The sequence below is a fragment of the Kitasatospora sp. NBC_01250 genome (assembly GCF_036226465.1).
Lineage (GTDB): Bacteria > Actinomycetota > Actinomycetes > Streptomycetales > Streptomycetaceae > Kitasatospora.
Genome location: NZ_CP108476.1, coordinates 5,849,072 through 5,871,423, shown reverse-complemented (window position 1 = coordinate 5,871,423; position 22,352 = coordinate 5,849,072). Strand labels below are relative to the sequence as shown.

Below are 22,352 nucleotides of genomic sequence, written 5' to 3'. Positions count from 1 at the left end.
GTTCGCCCTACTCCGGGTTGTCCACCAGGCTCTGGGCTCCCCTCACGCTGAGTGACAGCGCGGTACGGGCGTAGGCCGGGCTCGCGCCCGCCAGCCCGCAGGTCGGCGTCACCAGCACGCGGCGGCCCAGCAGTTCCGGATCGAGTCCGAGCCTGCGCCACAACGTCCTGACACCGGTGACATTACCGGCCGGGTCCGACATTCCCGTGTCGGTGGAAGGCACCACTCCGGCGAGGAACACCGTCCCCGCCTCGATGGCCTCACCGATCTCCTCGTCATTACGCTCCGTCAGCAGGCCGAAGTCGAGCGAGATGCCCGCCACACCGGCCCGGCGCAGCAAGGGGATTGGCACCCCGGGCGCGCAGCTGTGCACGAGCACGGGGACGTCGAGCCCGTTGACCAGCCCGCGCAGCACCTCCTCCGCCACCTGCCGGTCCACCGAGCGCAGCCGCTGGAACCCGCTGGCCGTCTTCACCGCGCCGGCCAGCACGGCGGGCAGCGAGGGCTCGTCCAGCTGGAGCACCAGCTGCGCACCCGGCACCCGCTTGCGCAGCTCGGCCAGGTGACGGCGCAGGCCCTCGGTGAGCGAACCCGCGATGTCGCGGCAGGCCCCCGGATCGGCCAGTGCCTTCTCGCCGTGGCGCAGTTCGATGTTCGCGGCCAGCGTCCACGGCCCGACCGCCTGCACCTTGAGCGCACCGGTGCAGCCCTGGGTGAACTCCTCCAGCGCGTCCAGGTCCTCGCCGAGCCAGGAGTGCGCCCGCTTGGTGTCCCGCCCGGGCCGGTCGGCGAACCGCCAGCCGCTCGGCTCGACCTGCGCGAACAGCTCCACCAGCAGCCCGGCGGAGCGCCCGATCATGTCCGCCCCGGGCCCCCGCGCGGGCAGCTCGGGCAGGAAGGGGAGCTGCTCCAGGGCCCCGACCGAGGTCCTGGCGGCCTCCCGGGCGTCGGTGCCGGGCATCGAGCCGACACCGGTGGCGGCGCCGAGCAGGTCGGGGAAGGTGAGGTTGCTGGTCACGGTGTGCAGACTACGCGCCCGCGCGCCCCGCCACGATGCGCTGCCGGGACGCCTCGTACAGCACGGCCGTGGCCGCGTTGGCGGCGTTCAGCGAGCTGGCCGAGCCGGTCATCGGGATGCTCACCGTGTAGTCGCACAGGTCCCGCCAGGCGCTGCTCAGACCGGAGGTCTCGTTGCCGATCAGCAGCAGCGTCGGCTGGGTGAAGTCGAAGTCGAAGACCTCGCAGTCGCCGTGCTCGTCCGTGCCGACCAGCACCACCGGGCGGCCGGCCGAGCGCTCGCGCTCGACCCAGTCGGCCACCTCGCGGTGCGAGGGCACCCGGACCGCCGGCAGGGCGAAGAGCGAACCGGTGCTCGCGCGCACCGACTTGGAGTCGTAGACGTCCGCCGCGTGGCCCGAGACGATCATCCCGTGGGCGCCGAAGGCGTCGGCCGACCGCAGGATGCTGCCGATGTTGCCGGGGCTGGTGGGGCGGTCGAAGAGGACGCCCAGGAAGTCCTCGCGCACCGGGATCCGGTCCAGGTCGTCGGCGGGCAGGCCGACCACCGCGATCAGCTCCGGGGCGTCCTCGTTCTTCTCCCCCAGCTCGGCCAGCAGCTCCGGCGCCATCGCGACGACCTCGGTGTCGCGGGCGGCGGTGCGCAGCAGCTCGGCGGCCCAGCCCGAGGGCCGCCGAGCCTCGTCGTGGAGCAGCGCGTGGACCGGCCAGCCGTGTTCCACCGCCAACGAGATCGGGCGCACGCCCTGGACCAGGAACTCGCCGAGGCGCTGGCGCTTGTTCCGGTTGCTGAGCAACGACTCCCACTGCTGGAAGCGGGCGTTACGAGAGGTGATCCGCATAGCGGCCCACGCTACCGCCCCGGGCGCACCGTGATGTCGGTGAGCTCGGCGTCGCGCGGCAGGTCGAGGGCGGTCAGCACGGTGGTGGCCACCGACTCGGGCGCGATCCAGCGCTCGGCGTCGTACTCCTTGCCCTCCTGCTGGTGCACCTTCAGCTGCATCGCGGTGGCCGTGCGGCCAGGGTAGACGCTGGTGACCCGCACGCCCGCCGCGTGCTCCTCCTGGCGCAGCGAGTCGGCCAGCGCGCGCAGGCCGAACTTGCTGGCCGCGTACGAGCCCCACTCGGCGTGCGCGCTCAGGCCCGCACCGGAGTTGACGAAGACGACGTGGCCGCGGGACAGGCGCAGCTGGGGCAGCAGCAGGCGGGTGATCTCGGCGGGGGCGATCAGGTTGATGGCCAGGGTCTCGTTCCAGACCTTGACCGGGGTGTCGCCGATCGGGCCCAGCTCGACCGCGCCCGCGATGTGCAGCACCGAGTCGAGCTCGACGGGCAGCGTCTGCTGGCCGAAGGCCCAGGCGAGCTTGGCGGGGTCGGCGAGGTTGCCGACCAGGGTCTGCGCGCCGGGGAAGCGCTCGCGCAGTTCGGTGGCGCGGCGGGCGTCGCGGGCGAGCAGCCAGAGCTCGTCGCCGCGCTCCAGCAGGCGCTGGGCGACGACGGCGCCGATGCCGGAGCCGGCGCCGGTGATCAGATGAGTAGCCATGGTCGGGGATCCTGTCAGGAAGTGGCGGCGAGGTGGGCGAAGACCTCGGCGGGGGTGTCGGCGAAGGTGATCAGCTCGGCGAGCGGGCGGGGCAGGAAGCCCTCGGTGTCCATCCGCCGCAGCTGACTGCGCAGGCCGTCGTAGAAGCCCTCGGTGTCGAGCACCACGACCGGCTTGTCGTGCAGGTTGTGCTTCTTCAGCTCCAGCACCTCGGTGATCTCGTCGAGCGTGCCGAGGCCGCCGACCAGCACCACGATCGCGTCGGCGCGGGCCAGCAGCTCGGCCTTGCGCTCGGCCAGGTCGCGGGTCATCACCAGCTCGTCGGCGCCCTGGTAGGCCTTGTGGGCCAGCAGCTCGACCAGGATGCCGACCAGCTTGCCGCCGGCCGCCTTGACGCCGTCGGCCAGCAAGCCCATCAGGCCGGCGTTGGAGCCGCCCCAGACCAGGGTGTGGCCGCCCTCGCCGAGCAGTCGGGCGAATTCGGCGGCGGGGGCGGAGTAGCGCTCGTCGAGCGAGTACGCGGAGCAGAAGACGGTGATATTCATAGTGGAAAGAGACTTATCAGATCTCCGTCGCCACTAGATCCCCGCGGCTGCGGTCCGACGCTCGGTCGAGGCGATGGTGGCCGACCCCACGACCCGGCTCCCGTCGTACAGCACCACGGCCTGCCCGGGGGCGATGCCGCGCACCGGGCGCTCGAGACGCACCCGCAGCTCGCCGTCGACCAGCTCGGCGCTGACGGGCACCTCCTCGCCGTGCGCGCGCAGTTGAGCGGTGTAGGTCCGGGCGGATCCCCCCTGCTCATCGGGCGCCGCACCGCACCAGCGCGGGCGGATGGCGGTCAGCCCCTGCACGTCCAGGCCCTCCACCGGGCCGACCGTCACCGTGTTGTTCACCGGCGAGATGTCCAGCACGTAGCGCGGCTTGCCGTCCGGCGCCGGGCGGCCGATCCGCAGGCCCTTGCGCTGGCCGATGGTGAAGCCGTAGGCACCGTCGTGCTCGCCGACCTTGGCGCCGGTCTCGTCCACGATGTCGCCGGTCGCGGTGCCCAGGTGCTCGGCCAGGAAGCCCTGGGTGTCGCCGTCGGCGATGAAGCAGATGTCGTGGCTGTCCGGCTTCTTGGCCACCGCCAGGCCGCGGCGCTCGGCCTCGGCGCGGATCTCGTCCTTGGTGGTGTCGCCGAGCGGGAAGAGCGAGTGCGCCAGCTGCTCGGCGTCCAGCACGCCCAGCACGTAGGACTGGTCCTTGGCCATGTCCACCGCGCGGTGCAACTCACGTCCGCCACCGGGGAGTTCGACGATCCGCGCATAGTGCCCGGTGCACACCGCGTCGAAGCCCAGCGCGACCGCCTTGTCCAGCAGCGCGGCGAACTTGATCTTCTCGTTGCAGCGCAGGCACGGGTTGGGGGTGCGCCCTGCGGCGTACTCGGCGACGAAGTCGTCGATCACGTCCTCGCGGAAGCGCTCGGCGAGGTCCCAGACGTAGAACGGGATGCCGATCACGTCGGCGGCCCGGCGGGCGTCCCGGGAGTCCTCCAGGGTGCAGCAGCCGCGGGCGCCGGTGCGGAAGGACTGCGGATTGGCCGACAGTGCCAGGTGCACGCCGGTGACCTCGTGACCGGCTTCGGCCGCCCGGGCGGCGGCGACGGCGGAGTCGACCCCACCGGACATCGCCGCGAGGACGCGCAGTCGGGAGCCGGCGGCAGGCCCGGTCGGGGCACCAGGGAAGTCAGTCATAGTCCCCCCAGGGTACGCAATGGGTGGATCAGCGCTGTCCCGCGTTGCGGGCGCGGGACACCACCGGGCCGATCGCCTCCACCAGCGCCGCCACGTCCGCCTTGGTGGAGGTGTGCCCCAGCGAGAAGCGCAGCGAGGATCGGGCCAGCAGCGGATCCGCGCCGATCGCCAGCAGCACGTGGCTGGGCTGCGGCACGCCCGCCGAGCAGGCCGAGCCGGTGGAGCACTCGATCCCGGCTGCGTCCAGCAGCATCAGCAGCGCGTCGCCCTCGCAGCCGGGGAAGGAGAAGTGCGCGTTGGCGGGCAGCCGGCCGGCCGCGCTCGGGTCACCGTTGAGCACCGCGTCCGGGACGGCCGCCAGCACCCCGGTGATCAGCTGGTCGCGCAGCACGGCCAGGGTGTCGGCGTGCTCGGCCTGCCGCTCGACCGCGAGGGCCGCGGCGGCGGCGAACCCGGCGGCGGCCGGCACGTCCAGCGTGCCGGAGCGCACGTCGCGCTCCTGGCCGCCGCCGTGCAGCAGCGGGACCGGCGCGGCGGTGCGGGCCAGCAGCAGCGCGCCGACCCCGTACGGGCCGCCGATCTTGTGCCCGGTCACGGTCAGCGCGTCCAGCCCGGACCCGGCGAAGGAGACCGGCACCTGGCCCAGCGCCTGCACCGCGTCGGCGTGCATCGGAATGCCGAACTCGCGGGCCACTTCGGCCAGTTCGGTGACCGGCTGGAGGGTGCCGACCTCGTTGTTGGCCCACATCACGGTGACCAGCGCAACCGCCTCGGGCTCCGCCTCGATCGCCGTGCGCAGCGCCTCGGGGTGCACCCGCCCGTACCCGTCGACCGGCAGGTACTCGACCCGGGCGCCCTCGTGCTCGGCCAGCCAGTGCACCGCGTCCAGCACCGCGTGGTGCTCGACCGGGCTGCACAGCACCCGGGTGCGGGCCGGATCGGCGTCCCGGCGGGCCCAGTACAGGCCCTTGACCGCGAGGTTGTCCGACTCGGTACCGCCGGCGGTGAAGACGATCTCGCTCGGGCGCGCGCCCAGCGAGGCGGCCAGCGACTCGCGGGACTCCTCGATCACCCGCCGGGCCCGTCGGCCGGCCGCGTGCAGGGAGGAGGCGTTGCCGGTGACACCGAGGTGCGCCGTCATGGCGGCGATCGCCTCGGGGAGCATCGGGGTGGTGGCCGCATGGTCGAGGTATGGCATAGCCGCACCAGTCTAGGGGCCCGGCGCCCGGGTCCGGCCCGCCAGGGCCCGAGGAGCCCTGCGAGGGTCACGATTTGGCCATTGCACGGGCTGCAACGCGGCGGCTAGCCTCCTGCTGAATTGGGGGTGGGCCATGTCACAGACCGTGGACCGGGCGCTGACGATCCTGGTCTCGCTGGGCGACGGCCCGGCCTCGCTGGAGCAGGCCGCGAACCGGATCGGCGTGCACAAGTCGACCGCACTGCGCCTGCTGCGCACGCTGGAGGAGCACGGCTTCGTGCACCGCCAGTCCGACCACCGCTACCGGCTGGGCGGACGGCTGCTCTCACTGGCCCAGACCGCGCTGGAGGGCATCGACGTCCGCCAGGTCTCCGCCCCCTACCTCGCCTCGCTCAACGAACGCTACGGGCACACCGTGCACCTGGCGGTGCTGGAGGGCTCCGAGGTGCTCTACGTCGACAAGGTGGAGGGCCGCTACCCGGGCGCCACCACCGGCTGGCTCGGCGCCGCCTCGCGGATCGGCCGGCGCGCCCCGGCCGGCGCCACCGCCACCGGCCGGGTGCTGCTGGCCGGCCTGAGCGAGGATCAGCTGGCAGCCGCGCTGGACGGCCAGGAGTTCCCCGCCCGCACCCCGCACAGCCTGCGCTCGGCCACCGAGCTGCGCGCCGAGCTGGCCGCGGTCGGCCGCCAGGGCTGGGCGCTGGACCAGGCCGAGTACGAGGAGACGGTGAACTGCCTGGCGGCCCCGATCACCGGCATCGAGGGCACCGCCATCGCGGCCTGCGCGATCTCGGCGCCGGTCTCGGTGGCCCCGGTGAGCGAACTGAGCCGGCTGCTGCCGGAGCTGCTCTGCACGGTGGAGGCGATCTCGCTGGCCTATGGCGGCTCGCCTACTCCTCGCTGGTGCGAGAACCGTTGCGGTGCCAAGCACGCGGTGCGCGCCAGCCAAACCTGAGCGCGCAGACCCGCAGCACGAAGGCGAGCAGCGCGGCGCTGCTGGCGGTCAGCGTGGTCAGGTGGCCGGTGGCGATCAGCACGGCCACCAGGGTGGAGCCGACCAGGGCGGGCACCGCGTAGATCTCCCGGTCCCAGCGCAGCAGCGAGGGCGGCTCCATCGCCAGCAGGTCGCGGACCACGCCGCCGCCGGCCGCGGTCAGCATGCCCAGCGCCACCGAGGCCACCGAGCCGAGCCCGTAGTCGTGCGCCTTGACGGTGCCGGTGACGGCGAACAGGCCGAGCCCGAGCGCGTCCAGGATCTGCACCACGCCGTTGATCCGCTCCACCTCGGGGTGCAGGAAGAAGACCACCACGCCGGCCGCCAGCGGGGTCAGGAAGTAGCCCAGGTTGGTGAAGGCCGCCGGCGGGGTGGCGCCGATCAGCAGGTCGCGCATCACCCCGCCGCCCAGTGCGGTGGCCTCGGCGAGCACGCAGATGCCGAAGATGTCCATGTTCTTGCGGACCGCGAGCAGGCCGCCGGACAGGGCGAAGACGAAGATGCCGATCAGGTCCAGCGTCTGCTGCACGTCGGGGGAGAAAAGCGAGGTCACCGGGCCAGTGTCCCCCGGGCGGCGCCCGGCCACCGAACGGCGGCGGCCGGGCGCGGGGGTCAGGCCCTGCGGGGACCGGCGTCCCCAGTGCTCCCGGCGTTCGCGGTGTCCCCGGTGTTCTCGGGGAAGTGGCAGGCCGCCTGGTGCCCCGGCGCCAGCTCGGCCAGCGGCGGCTCCTGGCTGGCGCAGATGTCCTGCGCCTTCCAGCACCGGGTGCGGAACCGGCAGCCGCTGGGCGGGTCGATCGGGGAGGGCACGTCGCCGGTCAGCAGGATCCGCCCGCCGCTGCCGCCGGGCCCGCCCGTCCGGTCCTCCTTGCGCCGCGGGTCCGGTACCGGGACGGCGGACATCAGCGCGACGGTGTAAGGGTGGGCCGGACGGGAGTAGAGCGCGTCGCGGTCGGCGATCTCCACGATCTTGCCCAGGTACATCACCGCCACCCGGTCCGAGACGTGCCGCACCACCGACAGGTCGTGCGCGATGATCAGGTAGGTCAGGCCCAGCTCGCGCTGCAGGTCGTCCAGCAGGTTGACCACCTGCGCCTGGATCGAGACGTCGAGCGCCGAGACCGGCTCGTCGGCCACGATCATCTTCGGCCGCAGCGCGAGCGCGCGGGCGATGCCGATCCGCTGGCGCTGGCCGCCGGAGAACTCGTGCGGGTAGCGGTTGTAGTGCTCGGGGCTGAGGCCGCACAGCTCCAGCAGCTCCTGGACCGCCTTCTTCACCCCGCCCTCGGTGGCCACCTTCTGCAGCTTGAACGGCGCGCCCACGATGGTGCCCACCGTGTGCCGCGGGTTCAGCGAGGAGTACGGGTCCTGGAAGATGATCTGGATGTCCTTGCGCAGCGGCCGCATCGCACCGACGCCCAGGTGGGTGATGTCCTGGCCCTCGAACTCGACGCGCCCGCCGGTCGGTTCGTCCAGCCTGGTGATCAGCCGGCCCATGGTGGACTTGCCGCAGCCGGACTCGCCCACCACGCCGAGGGTCTCGCCGGGGCTGACCGAGAAGCTGATCCCGTCCACCGCGCGCACCGCACCGGTGCGGCGGCGCAGCACGCCCTGGCGGATCGGGAAGTGCCGCTGCAGGTCGGTGACCCGCAGCAGCGGCTCGTCCGCGGCCGGCGGCGCGGACACCGCCGCTCGCTGAGTATCCGTCATGATTCCTTGCTCTCAGTCGTGTTCGCTGACGTGGCCGGGCCGGATCCGGGCATGGCCGGGCCGGTCACAGCCGGGGCGCGATCTCGTCGGCGAAGATCCGGCGGCGCTCCTCGATCGGCAGGTGGCAGGCGGCGACGTGCCCGGGACCGGCCTCGGTGAGCAGCGGGAGTTCGGTGCTGGAGCGCCCCCCGGTGCGCTCGGCGTACGGGCAGCGCGGGTGGAAGGCGCAGCCGCCGGGCACGTTGATCAGGCTCGGCGGGGTGCCGCGCACCGGCACCAGGCGCTCCTGGAGCGGCCGGTCCAGTCGCGGCATCGAGCCCAGCAGCCCCCAGGTGTACGGGTGTTCGGGGGCGTCGAAGAGGGTGGTGGCCGAGCCGCGCTCCACGCACCGGCCGCCGTACATGACCAGGATGTCGTCGGCCAACTCGGCCACCACGCCCAGGTCGTGGGTGATGATGATGACAGCCGAGCCGAACTCGCTCTGCAGGTCCCGGATCAGGTCCAGGATCTGGGCCTGCACGGTGACGTCCAGCGCGGTGGTCGGCTCGTCGGCGATCAGCAGTGCGGGGTCGTTGACCAGCGCCATGGCGATCATCGCGCGCTGGCGCATGCCGCCGGAGAACTGGTGCGGGTAGTCGTCCACCCGCCGGTCGGGCTGCGGGATGCCGACCCGGTCGAGCATCTCGATCGCGCGCTTGCGGGCCTCGCGCTTGGTGGCCTTGGGGTGGTGCACCCGGTAGGCCTCGACGATCTGCGCGCCGACCGTGTAGTACGGGTGCATCGCGGTGAGCGGGTCCTGGAAGATCATCGCCATCGAGCCGCCGCGCAGCCGGCGCACCCGGTCGGGCTCGGCGGCCACCAGCTCCTGCCCGTCCAGCCAGATCTCGCCGCTGATCCTGGCCCGCTTGGTGCGGTGCAGGCCCATGATGCCCAGCGAGGTGACGGACTTGCCGGAACCGGACTCGCCGACGATGCCCAGGGTGCGCCCCTTGGCCAGGTCGAAGCTGACCCCGTCCACCGACTTGACCAGGCCGTCGTCGGTGTCGAAGTGGATCCGCAGGTCCCGCACGGACAGGAACGCGTTGCCGGCGGGGGCGCTCGCCTCGGCGGAGGGAGCGGCAGGCTCGGTGGTCATGACAGCCTCACCCGGGGGTCGACGGCGGCGTACAGGAGGTCAACCAGCAGGTTGCAGAGCACGATGAAGAAGGCGGCGACCAGCGTCACGCCGAGGATCTTCGGCAGGTCGTTGTCGGAGATCGAGGAGACCGCGTAGAAGCCGATGCCCTGCAGCGAGAAGACCTGCTCGGTGATGACCGCGCCGCCCAGCAGCAGCCCCAGGTCCATGCCGAAGATGGTCAGGATCGGGGTGAGCGCGGCCCGCAGCCCGTGCCGGACCACCACCTTGTGCTCGACCAGGCCCTTGGCCCGGGCGGTGCGGATGTAGTCCTCGTTCATCGTCTCCAGCATTCCGGACCGGGTCAGCCGGGCGTAGAGCGCGGAGTAGAGGAAGGCCAGCGAGATCCAGGGCAGCACCAGGTTGCTGGCCCAACTGATCGGATCGTCAGTGAAGTTGACGTAGTGCAGATTGCTGAAGATCGGCCACTTGTAGCTGAACAGGGTCAGCAGCAGGGCGCCGGTGAAGAAGATCGGCAGCGAGACGCCGGCCAGTGCCACGCCCATCGCCACGCGGTCGAAGATGGAGCGGGGCCGCAGCGCCGAGATCACGCCGGTGGCGACCCCGGCCAGCAGCCAGAGCACCGCCGCACCGATGGCCAGCGAAAAGGTCACCGGGATCCGGTTGCGGATCTCCGGCCAGACCTCCACGTGGTTCTTGAAGGAGTAGCCGAAGCACGGCACGTGGCAGGTCGCCGCGTCCGGGCCGTAGCGGTACTGGGCGCCGACGAAGATCTGCTTCACGAACCGGCCGTACTGGATGTACAGCGGCTGGTCGAAGCCGAGGTTCCGCTTGATCGCCTCCATCGCGGCGGGCGTGGGGTTCTTGCCGATGTACTGGGCGGCCAGCTGATCAGTGGTCTCGCCCGCGATTTTCGGGAGCAGGAAGAAGATGCCGAAGGTGACCGCGCTGACGACCAGCAGCAGTACCAGGGCGGCGAACGTCCTGCGGATGATGTAGGCCAACACAGTTGGACGGCTCCGGGTGCCCCGCCCCCGTCCGGCGCGACCGCTCGGGTCGCGCCGGACGGAGGCCGGCTCCGCTCGCCTTCACCTGCCTTCGGGGACGGGGAGCCAGGCTCTTACTTGGCGGTGGTACCGATGTTGAGGTAGTCGTACTCGCCGTCGTAGGCCGAGGTGGCCACGACGTTGGTGTTGGTGCTCGGCCGGAAGTTGAAGACCTTGTAGTCGGTCAGCGGCACGATCACGGCGTCGTTCATGACCTGCGCGTCGATCGCCGCGTAGTCCTTCTCGCGGGCCGCCTGGTCGGTGTTGCTCGCGGCGTCGTCGAGCAGCTTGTTCACGGCCGGGTCGTCGAGCTGCGACAGGTTGCTGTTGCCGGAGGCCTTGATCGCGCGGCCGTCGACGATCTGCTGCAGGAAGCCGTAGCCGGTGGGCCAGTCGGCCGCCCACTGCATCATCATCATGCCGACGTTGTTCTTGTTGACGAAGTCCGGCACACCCGCGTAGTCGGAGAAGTACTTGCCCTGCGGGTACTGCTGGATGTTGAGCTTGATGCCGACCTTGGCCAGCGCGGCCTGGATGGAGGTCGCGGCCTGCACCTCGGTGTCGCGCTCACTGCGGGCGATGATGGTGGTGCTGAAGCCGTCCGGGTGGCCGCAGGCCTGCAGCTCGGACTTGGCCTTGGCGATGTCGCCCTTGTTGCCGTCCGACGGGTAGGGGTTGATGTCCTGGTGGCCCGGCAGGTCCGGCGGCAGGATGCTGGTGGCCACCGAGCCGCGGACCGGTCCGCCCTGGGCGGTCTGCGCCGAGACCTTGTCGATCGCGTACTGGACGGCCTTGCGGCAGTCCGCGTTGTCCAGCGGCGCGACCTTGGTGTTCAGCGCCAGGTAGGCGAGCCGGCCACCGAAGGCGTTGTCGGTCTGCGCCTTCAGCTTGGGGTCGAGCAGCAGCTTGGCCTGGGTCTGCGGGTCGACGCCGCCGCCGACCAGGTCGACCTGGGCGTTGCCCGCGATCAGGTCCTGGTCGATGGTGTTCTGGTCGATGTTCATCTTCAGCACGATCTTGTCCGCGAGCTGCTTGCGGATCGGGTCGCTGGACTGGTCCCAGTTGGGGTTGGGCACCAGCACGGCGTCCTTGCCGTCGTCGTACGACTGGAACTTGTACGAGCCGCTGGAGACGATGTGCTTGACGTAGCCGGCGCCGTCGTCCTTGGCCTGCGGCACCGGGGCCGTCTGCGGGGCGCTGACCAGGTAGTCGAAGTCCGCGAACGGGTGCTGGAGGTGGAAGACGATCGTGGTGTCGTCCGGGGTCTGGATCGAGTTCAGCCCGCCGGTCGGGTCGGCGTAGGGGCCCTTGTACGGCGTGGGGTTGTCGACCAGCAGTTCCTGGAAGTAGGTCGGGCCGTTGGAGTTCACGGTGGGCGCGAAGTTGCTGCGCTCCACCGCGTACTTGACGTCCTTGGCGGTGATCGGGGTGCCGTCGTCGTACTTCAGGCCCGCACGCAGGTGGTAGGTCCAGGTCAGGCCGTTGTCGCTGACCTGGCCGAGGCCGGTGGCCAGGTCGTTGACCAGCTTGTCGCCGCTGCTGCCCGGCCCCGGCTGGAAGGTGGTGAGCGAACGGGCGTACAGGCGCGAGAAGTTCCAGATGTAGGCGTAGTACGTGTTGCCCGGGTCCAGGGAGTCCGGGGTCCCCTTCATCTCGTAGGTGACCGTGCCGCCCTTCTGGTCCGAGGCGTTCACGATGCCCTTGGTGGCGGCGTCCGCCCCGGCGGAGCCGGCACCGCCGCCACCACCGGAGGACTTGCTGCTCGAACAGCCGCTCACCACCAGCGCGGTGGTGGCAACCACCGCGGCCAGAGCGAGGGTACGAGATCGGCGCATTGCTGGATCAACCCCTTGTAGTAGTGGCCGAAGTAGTGGCCCGGGCTGGAGAAGTGAGGAGGGTGGAAGCTCAGTTGCTGCGCGGGTCGAGCGCGTCGCGCAGCCCGTCGCCGAGCAGGTTGAAGGCGAGCACGGTGACGAAGATCGCCAGGCCCGGGACCACCATGTACTCCGGGTCGACCTGGTAGTACTTGATCGCGTCGTTCAGCATGCCGCCCCAACTCGCCTGCGGGGGCTGGATGCCGACGCCGAGGAAGCTGAGCGCCGCCTCGAAGAGGATGTTGGTCGGGATCAGCAGGGTCGAGTAGACCAGGATCGGGCCGACCAGGTTGGGCAGCAGCTCCTTGAAGAGGATGAACGGCCCGCGGGCACCCAGGCTGCGGGCGGCGAAGACGAACTCCCGCTCGCGCAGCGAGAGCGTCTGGCCGCGCACGATCCGGCCCATGTAGGGCCAGTTGAAGAAGCCGATCACGAAGATCAGCACCGCCAGGTGCAGCGGCAGGCCGTGCAGTCCGAACGCGCCGCCCTGCAGCGAGGCCGAGATGGAGATCGCGAAGAGCAGCAGCGGGAAGGCCAGGAAGGTGTCCATCACCCGGCTGATCACGGTGTCCACCCAGCCGCCGTAGTAGCCGGCCATCACGCCGAGCACGGTGCCGATCGTGTTGGAGAGCACGGTGGCGCCGAAGGCCACCAGGAGTGAGACCCAGGAGCCCTCGATGATCCGGGAGAGCAGGTCGCGGCCCTGCAGCGGGTCGACGCCCAGCGGGTGGCTCAGGCTCATCCCGCCGAACGAACCGGTGGGCAGGCTGCCGAGGTCGGGGTCCAGCAGGTCCTGGTGCAGTGCATCGGGGCTGAGGCCGAAGGCCGACTCGATCGGCTTGGCCAGGACGGCCAGCAGGACCAGCAGGATGACCACCACGCCGCCGGCGACGGCGGCCTTGTCGCGCCGGAAGCGCAGCCAGGCGATGCGGCCGAGCGAACGGCCCTCGATCGCAGCCGGCCCTGCGGAGGCGCTCGCCGCGGGCTCGCCCGGAGCGGCGGGGGTGGTGTCGGTGGGTGTGGTCATGGGCAGTTGGCGTCCCCTCGCCGACGGTTGTCGGCCCATGGCAGCCCGGCGCAGGCATGACTGTGTCAGGTCCTGGTCAGAACCAGCCGTCGATGCCGCCCGAGCTGCTCGGCTGGTGCGGTGCGCAGAACTCTTCACGCTGGCTCCAGCCTCGCGCCAGCCCTGCCCGGCGAAGGATGCCCAACTGTGATCTTCCACAGTCCATGATCAATAAACCTGACGGCCACTCAGGTGACTTGTGAAGATCATCAGTTCACCGCACCCACACCACGGGGTGATCGGTACACGGACCAGCCGGACGGCGAAAGGTCAGCGCCCGGGCCAGGGCTGCTGCGGCCACCCCGACTGCGGCGGCAGCGAACCGCCGTACGGCGCCTGCGGATAGGCGGCCTGCGGGTAGGTCGGATACGGTGCGGGCGCCACCTGCGGGTAGGGCGCCGGAGTCGCCTCACGGTGGTAGAACGGCCGGCTGTTGGCGCGCATCCACAGCGCCACCGGGTCGAACTCGTCGCTCATCGCGACCGTGGAGACCGCGAGGCCGGGCGGCGCCTGCGCGATCGCGCGCTGCATCAGCGCCCGCACCGCCTCCACCGCCGGCGGCGAAGTGTCGTACAGCTCAAGCCCGATGGCCAGGTACGCCTCGCCCACCACTGGCCGCACCCAGGCCCGGCGCAGCGCCCGTACCGGACGCACCGAGGGCGCCTGCTGCTCCAGCAGCGCGTAGAACCGCTCGGTGCCCGGCAGCTGGGGATCGGACAGCTGCAGCGGACCGGCCGGCAGCCGGTCCAGCCCGGCCGCCACCCGGCGCAGGTCGGCCCAGGGCACGCCGACCCCGCCGCCGGGCGCGTGCGGGTTGAGCCACAGCCCCCAGCGGGTGCGGTAGAGCGCGGCGGCGATCTCCCGCCCGGAGATCACCTCGTGGGCGCGCGCCCAGCCGCTGGAGGCCAGTTGACCGGGCGAGGTGACGGCCGGCGCGTAGCCGTGACCGCCGATGTCCATGTTCCCGTACTGGGCGTCCGGGCTGCCGGGGGTGCCGTGCCAGAGCAGCATCCAGACCCGGCCCGCGGCGAGCTCGCTCAGCAGCTGCTCGTACGCCGCGAAGCGGTCCGGGGCGACCTCGCCCAGGGCCCGCTCCAGGGCGCCCGGGTCCGCACCGGGGGCCGGGCCCCACGGCCCCGCTCCACCGCCCGCCGCTCCCGTCGTCACCGGTACCCACTCCTGTCCATGCCGCCGCCCTCGCCACGGTCCGGCCCACCCACGGCCTGGCCCATCCACGCTCCGGGCGCCACCCTACGGGGCCCGGCCGACACCCGTCATGCCGACGCCCTGGGTGGCACCGCGGTGCGCTCGCGTCGAGGCCCGAGCCCGCTCAGCCCCGTACGTAGAAGGGTGCTACCCGGTACAGGAGCCAATCCACCACCGGGTCGGCCGCCAGGTCCAGCAGCACCATGTGCACCCCGCCGGGCAGCGGCGCGGCCCCCAGCGCCCGCCCCAGCGCGGCGTTGACCTCCACCGGGTCGGCGGGCGCGGCCGGGTCGAGCTGCACGCCCACGAAGAGCACGGTCGGCTCGCCCTCCACCGAGGCCAGCGCCCGTCGGGCCGTCAGCACGCCGCCCAGCGCCGCGAGCTCGGCGCACACGGCCTGCAGGAACACCATCGGCTCCTCGCCCGGCTCCGGCTCTCGCAGCGCGACCCGGGCGCCCTCGGGCATCCCCGCGCCCGCCCCGGTGCTCTCCCAGCGCCCCTCGCGCGGTCCGCGCCGCAACTCGGCGACTCCCGCGGGCGGCACCGGGATGCCCACCGGCGCCTGCGGGTTGACCGCGATGCCGATGCCCAGCGGCAGGCCGCGGGCGAAGTCCCAGGCCGGCGCGACCGCGCAGGACAGTCCCGGGGCGTGCCGCAGGAACTGCTCCTCGGAGGAGAAGACCGGCACGTAGGGCGCACCCGCCAGCTCGATGGTCGGCAGGTCGAGAGCGGCACCGGCCGGGTCGGCGCCGACGGGCAGTGGGATCCAGACCTGGCTGCGGGCCAGCACCTCGATCACCCGGGGCGTGGCACCGGGGTCGCCGATGGCCGCGCTGAGCACCCGCTCCAGCTCGTTGGCCGGCCAGCCGCTGCCGACCGGCGCCCGACCGGGCTCGGTCCACCCCGTCGCCGTCGCGGCGTACCCCTCTGATTCCATCCGCCCCTGCCCCGCTTGTGACCCGGACCGTCTGGCACAAGCGCTTGTCACGCAGTGCGTCCGGTCGAAGCGTACCGAGACGGCCCCCTCTCCCGCCGGGCGGACGGACATGCCATGATGTCCGCGTACTCCACAGGACCCAACTTCATACTGGCCGCTCGAACCCGCGCGGGAGAGCCCGGAGGTGCCCCTGTCGGCACGGACCGGCGCCGAAGGAGCAAGTCCTCCCCGGAATCTCTCAGGCACCCCTACCGCGTAGGCGAGGCGAATCTGGAAAGCGGAACACGGCCGTGCCGTGCGCCCACCCACGGTGCAAGCCGCGTCATCCTTGGTGCGGTGAAGCTCTCAGGTTGTGACGACAGACGGGGAGACTCCACCCCACCCTGCCCGCACCCAGCTTCGGGAGTCTCACCATGTCCCCCCGTCTGACCGCGCTCGACGCGCTGCACCGTGCCCTGGGCGCGACCATGACCGACTTCGCCGGCTGGGACATGCCGCTGCGCTACGGCAGCGAGCGCGAGGAGCACCTCGCGGTCCGCACCAAGGCCGGGCTCTTCGACCTCTCGCACATGGGCGAGATCACCGTCTCGGGCCCGCAGGCCGGCGAGCTGCTGGACCACGCGCTGGTCGGCTTCATCTCCGCGCTCGGCGTGCTGCGCGCCCGCTACACGATGATCTGCCGCGAGGACGGCGGCATCCTGGACGACCTGATCGTCTACCGGACCGCCGAGAACGAGTACATGGTGGTCGCCAACGCCTCCAACGCCCAGGTGGTGCTGGACGCGCTGACCGAGCGCGCGGCCGGCTTCGACGCCGTGGTGCGCGACGACCGCGACGCCTACGCGCTGCTCGCCGTCCAGGGCCCCGAGGCGAACGCGATCCTCTCCTCGGTGACCGACGCCGACCTGCCGGGCCTGAAGTACTACGCCCTGCTGCCCGCGACGGTGGCCGGCCAGCAGGTCTGGCTGGCCCGCACCGGCTACACCGGCGAGGACGGCTTCGAGATCTTCTGCGCCCCCGCCGACGCCGAGCACCTGTGGCAGGCGCTGACCGAGGCCGGCGCCCCGCACGGTCTGGTCCCGGCCGGCCTGTCCTGCCGCGACACGCTGCGCCTGGAGGCGGGCATGCCGCTCTACGGGCACGAGCTGGACACCTCGCTGACCCCCTTCGACGCGGGCCTGGGCCGGGTGGTGCGCTTCGACAAGACCACCAACGGCGGCGAGTTCGTCGGCCGCAAGGCGCTGGAGGCCGCCGCCGCGCAGGCCGAGGTCAACCCCCCGCGCAAGCTGGTCGGCCTGGTCTCCGAGGGCAAGCGGGTGCCGCGCGCCGAGTACGCGGTGGTCTCCGCCGAAGGCGCGGTGATCGGCCGGATCACCTCCGGCTCCCCCTCCCCCACGCTCGGCAAGCCGATCGCCATCGCGTACCTGGACGCCGCCTTCGCGGCGCCCGGCACGGCCGTCGCGGTGGACGTGCGCGGCAAGCACGAGCCGGTCGAGGTCGTCGCGCTGCCGTTCTACAAGCGCGCCCGCTGAGCCCGGCGGACCCGGCCCCTCCCGCTGAAAGTCCACTGAGCGGACTTTCGACCGTCCGCTCGGCGGACCGTTCCCTCGTTCCCGCTTCCCATCCTGGAGAATGACCACCATGAGCAACCCGCAGCACCTGCAGTACAGCAAGGAGCACGAGTGGCTGACCGCCGCCGACGCGGACGGCGTGTCGACCGTCGGGATCACCGAGTACGCGGCCACCGCCCTCGGTGACATCGTCTACGTGCAGCTGCCCGCGGTCGGCGACACCGTCACCGCCGGGGAGACCTGTGGGGAGCTCGAGTCCACCAAGTCGGTCAGCGACCTGTACTCCCCCGCCACCGGTGAGGTGACCGAGGTCAACGAGGCCCTGGCCGACGAGCCCGCCCTGGTGAACTCCGCCGCCTTCGAGGGTGGCTGGCTCTTCAAGCTCAAGGTCTCCGAGGCCCCCGCGGACCTGCTGGACGCCGACGGCTACGCCGAGTTCACCAAGTCCTGACCGGAACGCCGGCCGGGCCGCCCGGCCGGCCTCCGATCCACCCGGCGGGCGGCCGCAGCGCGGCGGCCGTCCGCACCAGGTTCCCCTCGCCCGCCACCCGCCGCCACCCTTGCCACGGCGCGCTGCGCGCGGCAGCCCCCTTTCACGGGAAGACGCCACCATGACGGTTCTCAACCAGTCCCTGCACGCACTCGACCCCGAGATCGCCGCCGCGGTCGACGCCGAGCTGCACCGCCAGCAGTCCACCCTCGAGATGATCGCTTCCGAGAACTTCGCCCCGGTGGCGGTCATGGAGGCCCAGGGCTCGGTCCTCACCAACAAGTACGCCGAGGGCTACCCCGGCCGCCGCTACTACGGCGGCTGCGAGCACGTCGACGTGGTCGAGCAGATCGCCATCGACCGGGTCAAGGCGCTGTTCGGCGCCGAGGCCGCCAACGTGCAGCCGCACTCCGGCGCGCAGGCGAACGCCGCCGCGATGTTCGCGCTGATCCAGCCGGGCGACACCATCCTGGGCCTGAACCTGGCCCACGGCGGTCACCTGACCCACGGCATGAAGATCAACTTCTCCGGCAAGCTCTACAACGTGGTGGCCTACCACGTGGACGAGCAGACCAACCTGGTCGACATGGAGGAGGTCGAGCGCCTGGCCAAGGAGCACCAGCCCAAGCTGATCATCGCCGGCTGGTCCGCCTACCCGCGCCAGCTCGACTTCGCCGAGTTCCGCCGGATCGCCGACGAGGTCGGTGCGCTGCTCATGGTGGACATGGCCCACTTCGCCGGCCTGGTGGCCGCGGGCCTGCACCCCTCCCCGGTGCCGTACGCGGACGTGGTCACCACCACCACCCACAAGACCCTGGGCGGCCCGCGCGGCGGTGTGATCCTCTCCAAGGCCGAGTGGGCCAAGAAGATCAACTCCGCGGTCTTCCCCGGCCAGCAGGGCGGCCCGCTGGAGCACGTGATCGCCGGCAAGGCGGTCGCCTTCAAGGTCGCCGCCTCCCCGGAGTTCAAGGAGCGCCAGGAGCGCACCCTGGAGGGCGCCAAGATCCTGGCCGCCCGACTGCTCCAGGAGGACGCCAAGGCGGCCGGCGTCTCGGTGCTGTCCGGCGGCACCGACGTCCACCTCGTCCTGGTGGACCTGCGCAACAGCGAGCTGAACGGCCAGGACGCCGAGGACCGCCTGCACGAGGTCGGCATCACGGTCAACCGCAACGCCGTCCCGAACGACCCGCGTCCCCCGATGGTCACCTCGGGCCTGCGGATCGGCACCCCGGCGCTGGCCACCCGCGGCTTCCAGGCCGAGGACTTCCGCGAGGTCGCCGACATCATCGCCGAGGCGCTGCTGCCGACCTTCGACGCGGACCGGTCCACCGCCCTCAAGGCCCGGGTCACCGCCCTGGCCGAGAAGTACCCGCTCTACCCCGAGCTGTAAGGCAGCACCCTCGGGCGTGGTCGGCGTCACCCCTGCCGACCGCACCCGGGCCCCGGGGCACCGCGCACACTGGAATGGTGAGCCGGTGCCCCGTCTCATGCACCGCCCTTCTCTCTCCACGAGAACCAGACAAGGACGTCCCCCCGTGGCCATCAGCGTCTTCGACCTCTTCTCCATCGGCATCGGCCCCTCCAGTTCGCACACGGTCGGCCCGATGCGCGCGGCCCGGATGTTCGCCCGCCGGCTGCGCTCCGAGGGCCTGCTGGAGCAGGTCACCACGGTGAAGGCCGAGCTGTTCGGCTCGCTCGGCGCCACCGGCCACGGCCACGGCACCCCCAAGGCCGTCCTGCTCGGTCTGGAGGGCAACTCGCCGCGCACGGTCGACGTCGCCAAGGCCGACCTGGACGTGGCCCGGATCAACGAGGCCAAGCGGCTGAGCCTGCTCGGGACCCACTCGATCGCCTTCGACCCGGACCTCCAGCTGGTCCTGCACCGCCGCCGCTCGCTGCCGTACCACGCCAACGGCATGACCCTGGTGGCGCACGACGCGGCCGGCACCGAGCTGCTCGCCAAGACCTACTACTCGGTCGGCGGCGGCTTCGTGGTGGACGAGGACGCGATCGGCGCGGACCGGGTGGTCCCGGACGACACCGTGCTGCGCTACCCCTTCCGCACCGGCGAGGAGCTGCTGCGGCACACCCGGGAGACCGGACTGTCCATCTCCGGCCTGATGCTGGAGAACGAGAAGGCCTGGCGCACCGAGGAGGAGATCCGGACCGGTCTGCTGGAGATCTGGGGCGTGATGAAGGAGTGCGTGAGCGCGGGCATGTCCCGCGAGGGCATCCTGCCCGGCGGCCTCAAGGTCCGCCGGCGCGCCGCCGCCGGTGCCCGGGCGCTGCGCGCCGAGGGCATAGGCCCGGCGAACGCGATGGAGTGGGTCACCCTCTACGCGATGGCGGTCAACGAGGAGAACGCCAGCGGCCAGCGGGTGGTCACCGCCCCCACCAACGGCGCGGCCGGCATCATCCCCGCCGTCCTGCACTACTTCCAGAACTTCGTCCAGGGTGCCGACGACGAGGGCATCGTCCGCTTCCTGCTCGCCGCCGGCGCGATCGGCATGCTCTTCAAGGAGAACGCCTCGATCTCCGGCGCCGAGGTCGGCTGCCAGGGCGAGGTCGGCTCCGCCTGCTCGATGGCCGCCGGCGGCCTCGCCGAGGTGCTCGGCGGCTCCCCCGAGCAGGTCGAGAACGCCGCCGAGATCGGCATCGAGCACAACCTCGGCCTCACCTGCGACCCGGTCGGCGGCCTGGTCCAGATCCCCTGCATCGAGCGCAACGGCATGGCCTCGGTCAAGGCCGTCACCGCCGCCCGGATGGCCCTGCGCGGCGACGGCCGCCACCACGTCTCCCTCGACAAGGCGATCAAGACCATGAAGGAGACCGGGGCGGACATGAAGGTCAAGTACAAGGAGACCTCGCGCGGCGGCCTCGCGGTCAACGTCATCGAGTGCTGAGCACCACTGCCTGACAAGGCCCGCCCGGCCGGGGAGTCCTCCCGGCCGGGCGGGCCTCGTCATGGGTGCCCGTGGGTGCTACTGGTACATCGAGTCCCAGAGCTGCTGCGCCGTCTTGCCGGTGTGCTGGATCCACCACTGGTCGGCGTTGTCGACGGGGTAGGCCTGGGCGTGGCCCGCGTCGTTGAGTTCGCGCACGATGTTGCTGTCGTAGTGCGTGGCCACGTAGTTGAGGAAGTAGGCCGTGGTGCTGTAGCCCGCCAGGTAGGTGTTCTTGGTGTTCTGGTCGGGGCGGGCCAGGTTGGTGGGCTGGTAGTTGTAGTAGCGGAACCAGTCGGCGCTGCCCTCCACCAGGCCGCTGGGCAGGTTGCTGCCGTCCTGGACCACGTGGACCTGCTCGTGGACCAGGAAGCCGGTGTCGTCCGGGTGCTGGCGGACCCAGTCGGGGTTGACCTTGACGGTGAGGTTGTTCGCCGAGCCGTCCCAGTAGGTCGCCGCGATGTCGCCCGGCGCGTTGTAGGCCGGGTCGAAGACGACCCGGTAGCTGGTGGGCGCCTGGTAGGCGCCGCCGTCGATCAGGTTCACGGTCGGGCCGTACCACTGCTGCAGGATGGACTGCTCGGTGCTCGCCCAGCCGGCCAGGTCACCGGCCTGCGAGGTGTCCATGGTGATGCTGACGCCCGGGGCGGGCTGGGAGCCGCCACCGCCGAAGACCAGGTCCGGGCTGGTCTGGTAGTCGTAGGCCGCGCCGCCGGTCCAGTGCAGCTGGAGCTCGGTCTTGTAGTCGTGGCCCTGAGTGGGGTTGCCCAGCACGCTGGTCGCGTAGTGCTGGGAACCGGTCCGGCAGGTGGCCGAGCTGGTGAAGACCTGCCGGTTGCTGGTGTAGTCCCAGAGGATCACGTCGACCTTGCAGTTGGGGTCGACGCTCTGGAAGTTGGTGTACGCGTCCGCGGTGATGTAGCCGCTGCCGTTGACGCCGATGCAGGCGCTCTCCCAGGCCGGGCCGCCGCAGCCGCCGGGGGTGGTGTCGGCGTGCGCGGCAGCCGCGGAGGTCAAGGACGCCCCCGCGGCGAGTGCGAGGCCGACGCCGGTCAGCGCGGCCCGCTTCGCGAGGGTTCGTATGCTCCGTGCCATGGGCTTCCTCCTTGGGCGAGAGCTGGGATGTCCAGCGGCTCGCATGCTGTCCCCGGCGGATCGACAGCCGATTGACAGCGGGGAAGCCCACCCGGGAAGCCCACCCGGGAGGCCCCGGCTCAGTTCGCGGTGCGCTCACGCACCTTCAGTTCGAACCAGACGGTCTTGCCGCGCGGCAGCAGGTCGGCGCCCCAGCGGTCGGCGAGGGTGTCGACCACGAACAGGCCGCGGCCGCACTCGGCCAGGCCCGGCTCGGCGACGATCAAACAGGGCAGCGCGCGGGAGGAGTCGCGCACCTCCACCCGCAGCCAGCCGGGGCGGCGCAGCAGGCGCAGCCCGATGGTGCGGCCGCCGGTGTGGCGCACGGCGTTGGCGACCAGCTCGGCGGTGAGGAGTTCGCCGACCTCCAGGAGCGGGTGCAGCCCCCAGCTCTGCAGCACCGAGAGCACCAGCCGGCGGGCCAGCGGCCCGGACTCGCCGCGGGAGGGCAGCCGCGCCTCCTCCTCGCCGGCGGGGTCGCGTAACCGGGGCAGGACCGCGCGCTCCAACTCGTAGAAGGAGAGCCGTTCCAGGGCCGCGAGCCCGGAGCGGGACGCCGTCCCCGCGGGGGCCGCCGTGCCGATCCGCTGAGACCCCGGCAGGGGGTCAGCGGCCGGACCAGGCCCGAGATGTGATGACTGCTCGACTTCGCCCCATCCCGCCATGTGCCCATCATTGCGGTTCGCAAGCAGCCGCGTACGGACAATGACGAAACGATCACTATTCATTTGGCATATGACGCTCGCACCCGGT

General features: G+C 71.8%; 21 protein-coding genes and 1 riboswitch. Of the genes, 5 read left to right on the top strand and 16 right to left on the bottom strand.

From position 1 onward, the window contains the following. Nucleotides 1-7: 7 nt before the first annotated feature. From OG500_RS24815 to OG500_RS24790, 6 genes are read right to left on the bottom strand one after another with little or no spacing between them, the layout of a single operon-like run. Nucleotides 8-1,018 carry a methionine synthase gene (locus OG500_RS24815; protein WP_327069033.1) on the bottom strand — a complete coding sequence of 337 codons (1,011 nt, stop codon included), beginning with the start codon at nucleotides 1,016-1,018 and terminating at the stop codon, nucleotides 8-10. Between the two features lie 10 nt (nucleotides 1,019-1,028). Next, nucleotides 1,029-1,859 (bottom strand): RNA methyltransferase, encoded by an 831-nt coding sequence (locus tag OG500_RS24810; RefSeq protein ID WP_329583525.1) that lies wholly within the window; start codon nucleotides 1,857-1,859, stop codon nucleotides 1,029-1,031. Nucleotides 1,860-1,870: 11 nt separating this feature from the next. Next, nucleotides 1,871-2,560, bottom strand: coding sequence for an SDR family oxidoreductase (locus tag OG500_RS24805; protein WP_327069031.1), 690 nt, complete (start codon nucleotides 2,558-2,560; stop codon nucleotides 1,871-1,873). Between the two features lie 14 nt (nucleotides 2,561-2,574). Continuing rightward, a complete protein-coding gene (locus tag OG500_RS24800) occupies nucleotides 2,575-3,105 on the bottom strand; it encodes a TIGR00730 family Rossman fold protein (RefSeq protein ID WP_327069030.1) in 531 nt (176 codons plus the stop codon). A 33-nt stretch (nucleotides 3,106-3,138) separates the two neighbouring features. After that, complete coding sequence (mnmA, locus tag OG500_RS24795) at nucleotides 3,139-4,296, bottom strand: tRNA 2-thiouridine(34) synthase MnmA (RefSeq protein ID WP_327069029.1); 1,158 nt, start codon at nucleotides 4,294-4,296, stop codon at nucleotides 3,139-3,141. A 28-nt stretch (nucleotides 4,297-4,324) separates the two neighbouring features. Beyond that, complete coding sequence (locus tag OG500_RS24790) at nucleotides 4,325-5,494, bottom strand: cysteine desulfurase family protein (protein WP_329583520.1); 1,170 nt, start codon at nucleotides 5,492-5,494, stop codon at nucleotides 4,325-4,327. Nucleotides 5,495-5,627: 133 nt separating this feature from the next. Here OG500_RS24790 and OG500_RS24785 point away from each other — a divergent pair, with 133 nt between their 5' ends. Then, a complete protein-coding gene (locus OG500_RS24785; protein ID WP_327069027.1) occupies nucleotides 5,628-6,449 on the top strand; it encodes an IclR family transcriptional regulator in 822 nt (273 codons plus the stop codon). On the opposite strand, the gene OG500_RS24780 is transcribed toward OG500_RS24785, so the two are convergent. The 8 genes from OG500_RS24780 to OG500_RS24745 form a co-directional block, all read right to left on the bottom strand. Continuing rightward, nucleotides 6,385-7,041, bottom strand: a complete 657-nt coding sequence (locus OG500_RS24780; protein WP_327069026.1) for a trimeric intracellular cation channel family protein — start codon at nucleotides 7,039-7,041, stop codon at nucleotides 6,385-6,387. The two genes, OG500_RS24785 and OG500_RS24780, sit on opposite strands and share 65 nt — an antisense overlap. A 59-nt stretch (nucleotides 7,042-7,100) precedes the next feature. Beyond that, the gene (locus OG500_RS24775) at nucleotides 7,101-8,198 is read right to left on the bottom strand and encodes an ABC transporter ATP-binding protein (RefSeq protein ID WP_329583516.1); all 1,098 of its coding nucleotides are present in this window, start codon (nucleotides 8,196-8,198) and stop codon (nucleotides 7,101-7,103) included. A gap of 64 nt (nucleotides 8,199-8,262) precedes the next feature. After that, on the bottom strand, nucleotides 8,263-9,333 hold the full coding sequence (locus OG500_RS24770; RefSeq protein ID WP_329583513.1) for an ABC transporter ATP-binding protein: 1,071 nt from the start codon (nucleotides 9,331-9,333) through the stop codon (nucleotides 8,263-8,265). Beyond that, nucleotides 9,330-10,340 (bottom strand): ABC transporter permease, encoded by a 1,011-nt coding sequence (locus tag OG500_RS24765; protein ID WP_327069023.1) that lies wholly within the window; start codon nucleotides 10,338-10,340, stop codon nucleotides 9,330-9,332. The genes OG500_RS24770 and OG500_RS24765 overlap by 4 nt, the downstream gene beginning before the upstream one ends. A 113-nt stretch (nucleotides 10,341-10,453) precedes the next feature. Next, nucleotides 10,454-12,214, bottom strand: coding sequence for an ABC transporter substrate-binding protein (locus OG500_RS24760; RefSeq protein WP_327069022.1), 1,761 nt, complete (start codon nucleotides 12,212-12,214; stop codon nucleotides 10,454-10,456). 70 nt (nucleotides 12,215-12,284) lie between these two features. Next, a complete protein-coding gene (locus tag OG500_RS24755) occupies nucleotides 12,285-13,280 on the bottom strand; it encodes an ABC transporter permease (protein ID WP_327069021.1) in 996 nt (331 codons plus the stop codon). Between the two features lie 309 nt (nucleotides 13,281-13,589). Then, nucleotides 13,590-14,486 (bottom strand): enhanced serine sensitivity protein SseB C-terminal domain-containing protein, encoded by an 897-nt coding sequence (locus OG500_RS24750; RefSeq protein WP_442907056.1) that lies wholly within the window; start codon nucleotides 14,484-14,486, stop codon nucleotides 13,590-13,592. 163 nt (nucleotides 14,487-14,649) lie between these two features. Next, entirely contained in the window at nucleotides 14,650-15,462 is an 813-nt protein-coding gene (locus OG500_RS24745) for an enhanced serine sensitivity protein SseB C-terminal domain-containing protein (protein WP_327069020.1), read from the bottom strand. Between the two features lie 159 nt (nucleotides 15,463-15,621). Continuing rightward, nucleotides 15,622-15,726, top strand: a riboswitch (glycine riboswitch). Between the two features lie 149 nt (nucleotides 15,727-15,875). Here OG500_RS24745 and gcvT point away from each other — a divergent pair. The 4 genes from gcvT to OG500_RS24725 all read left to right on the top strand — a co-directional run bounded on the left by gcvT (nucleotide 15,876) and on the right by OG500_RS24725 (nucleotide 20,426). Continuing rightward, complete coding sequence (gcvT, locus tag OG500_RS24740; RefSeq protein ID WP_327069019.1) at nucleotides 15,876-16,994, top strand: glycine cleavage system aminomethyltransferase GcvT; 1,119 nt, start codon at nucleotides 15,876-15,878, stop codon at nucleotides 16,992-16,994. A 109-nt stretch (nucleotides 16,995-17,103) separates the two neighbouring features. Continuing rightward, nucleotides 17,104-17,484, top strand: coding sequence for a glycine cleavage system protein GcvH (gene gcvH, locus OG500_RS24735; protein ID WP_327069018.1), 381 nt, complete (start codon nucleotides 17,104-17,106; stop codon nucleotides 17,482-17,484). 160 nt (nucleotides 17,485-17,644) lie between these two features. After that, on the top strand, nucleotides 17,645-18,913 hold the full coding sequence (gene glyA, locus OG500_RS24730; RefSeq protein WP_327069017.1) for a serine hydroxymethyltransferase: 1,269 nt from the start codon (nucleotides 17,645-17,647) through the stop codon (nucleotides 18,911-18,913). A 145-nt stretch (nucleotides 18,914-19,058) separates the two neighbouring features. Then, complete coding sequence (locus OG500_RS24725) at nucleotides 19,059-20,426, top strand: L-serine ammonia-lyase (protein WP_327069016.1); 1,368 nt, start codon at nucleotides 19,059-19,061, stop codon at nucleotides 20,424-20,426. Between the two features lie 78 nt (nucleotides 20,427-20,504). Here the strand turns inward: OG500_RS24725 and OG500_RS24720 are convergent, their stop codons facing one another. Together OG500_RS24720 and OG500_RS24715 are read right to left on the bottom strand one after the other, a co-directional pair. Beyond that, entirely contained in the window at nucleotides 20,505-21,560 is a 1,056-nt protein-coding gene (locus tag OG500_RS24720) for a basic secretory protein-like protein (protein WP_329583505.1), read from the bottom strand. A gap of 119 nt (nucleotides 21,561-21,679) precedes the next feature. Next, on the bottom strand, nucleotides 21,680-22,264 hold the full coding sequence (locus OG500_RS24715; protein WP_329583502.1) for an ATP-binding protein: 585 nt from the start codon (nucleotides 22,262-22,264) through the stop codon (nucleotides 21,680-21,682). Nucleotides 22,265-22,352: the final 88 nt, after the last annotated feature.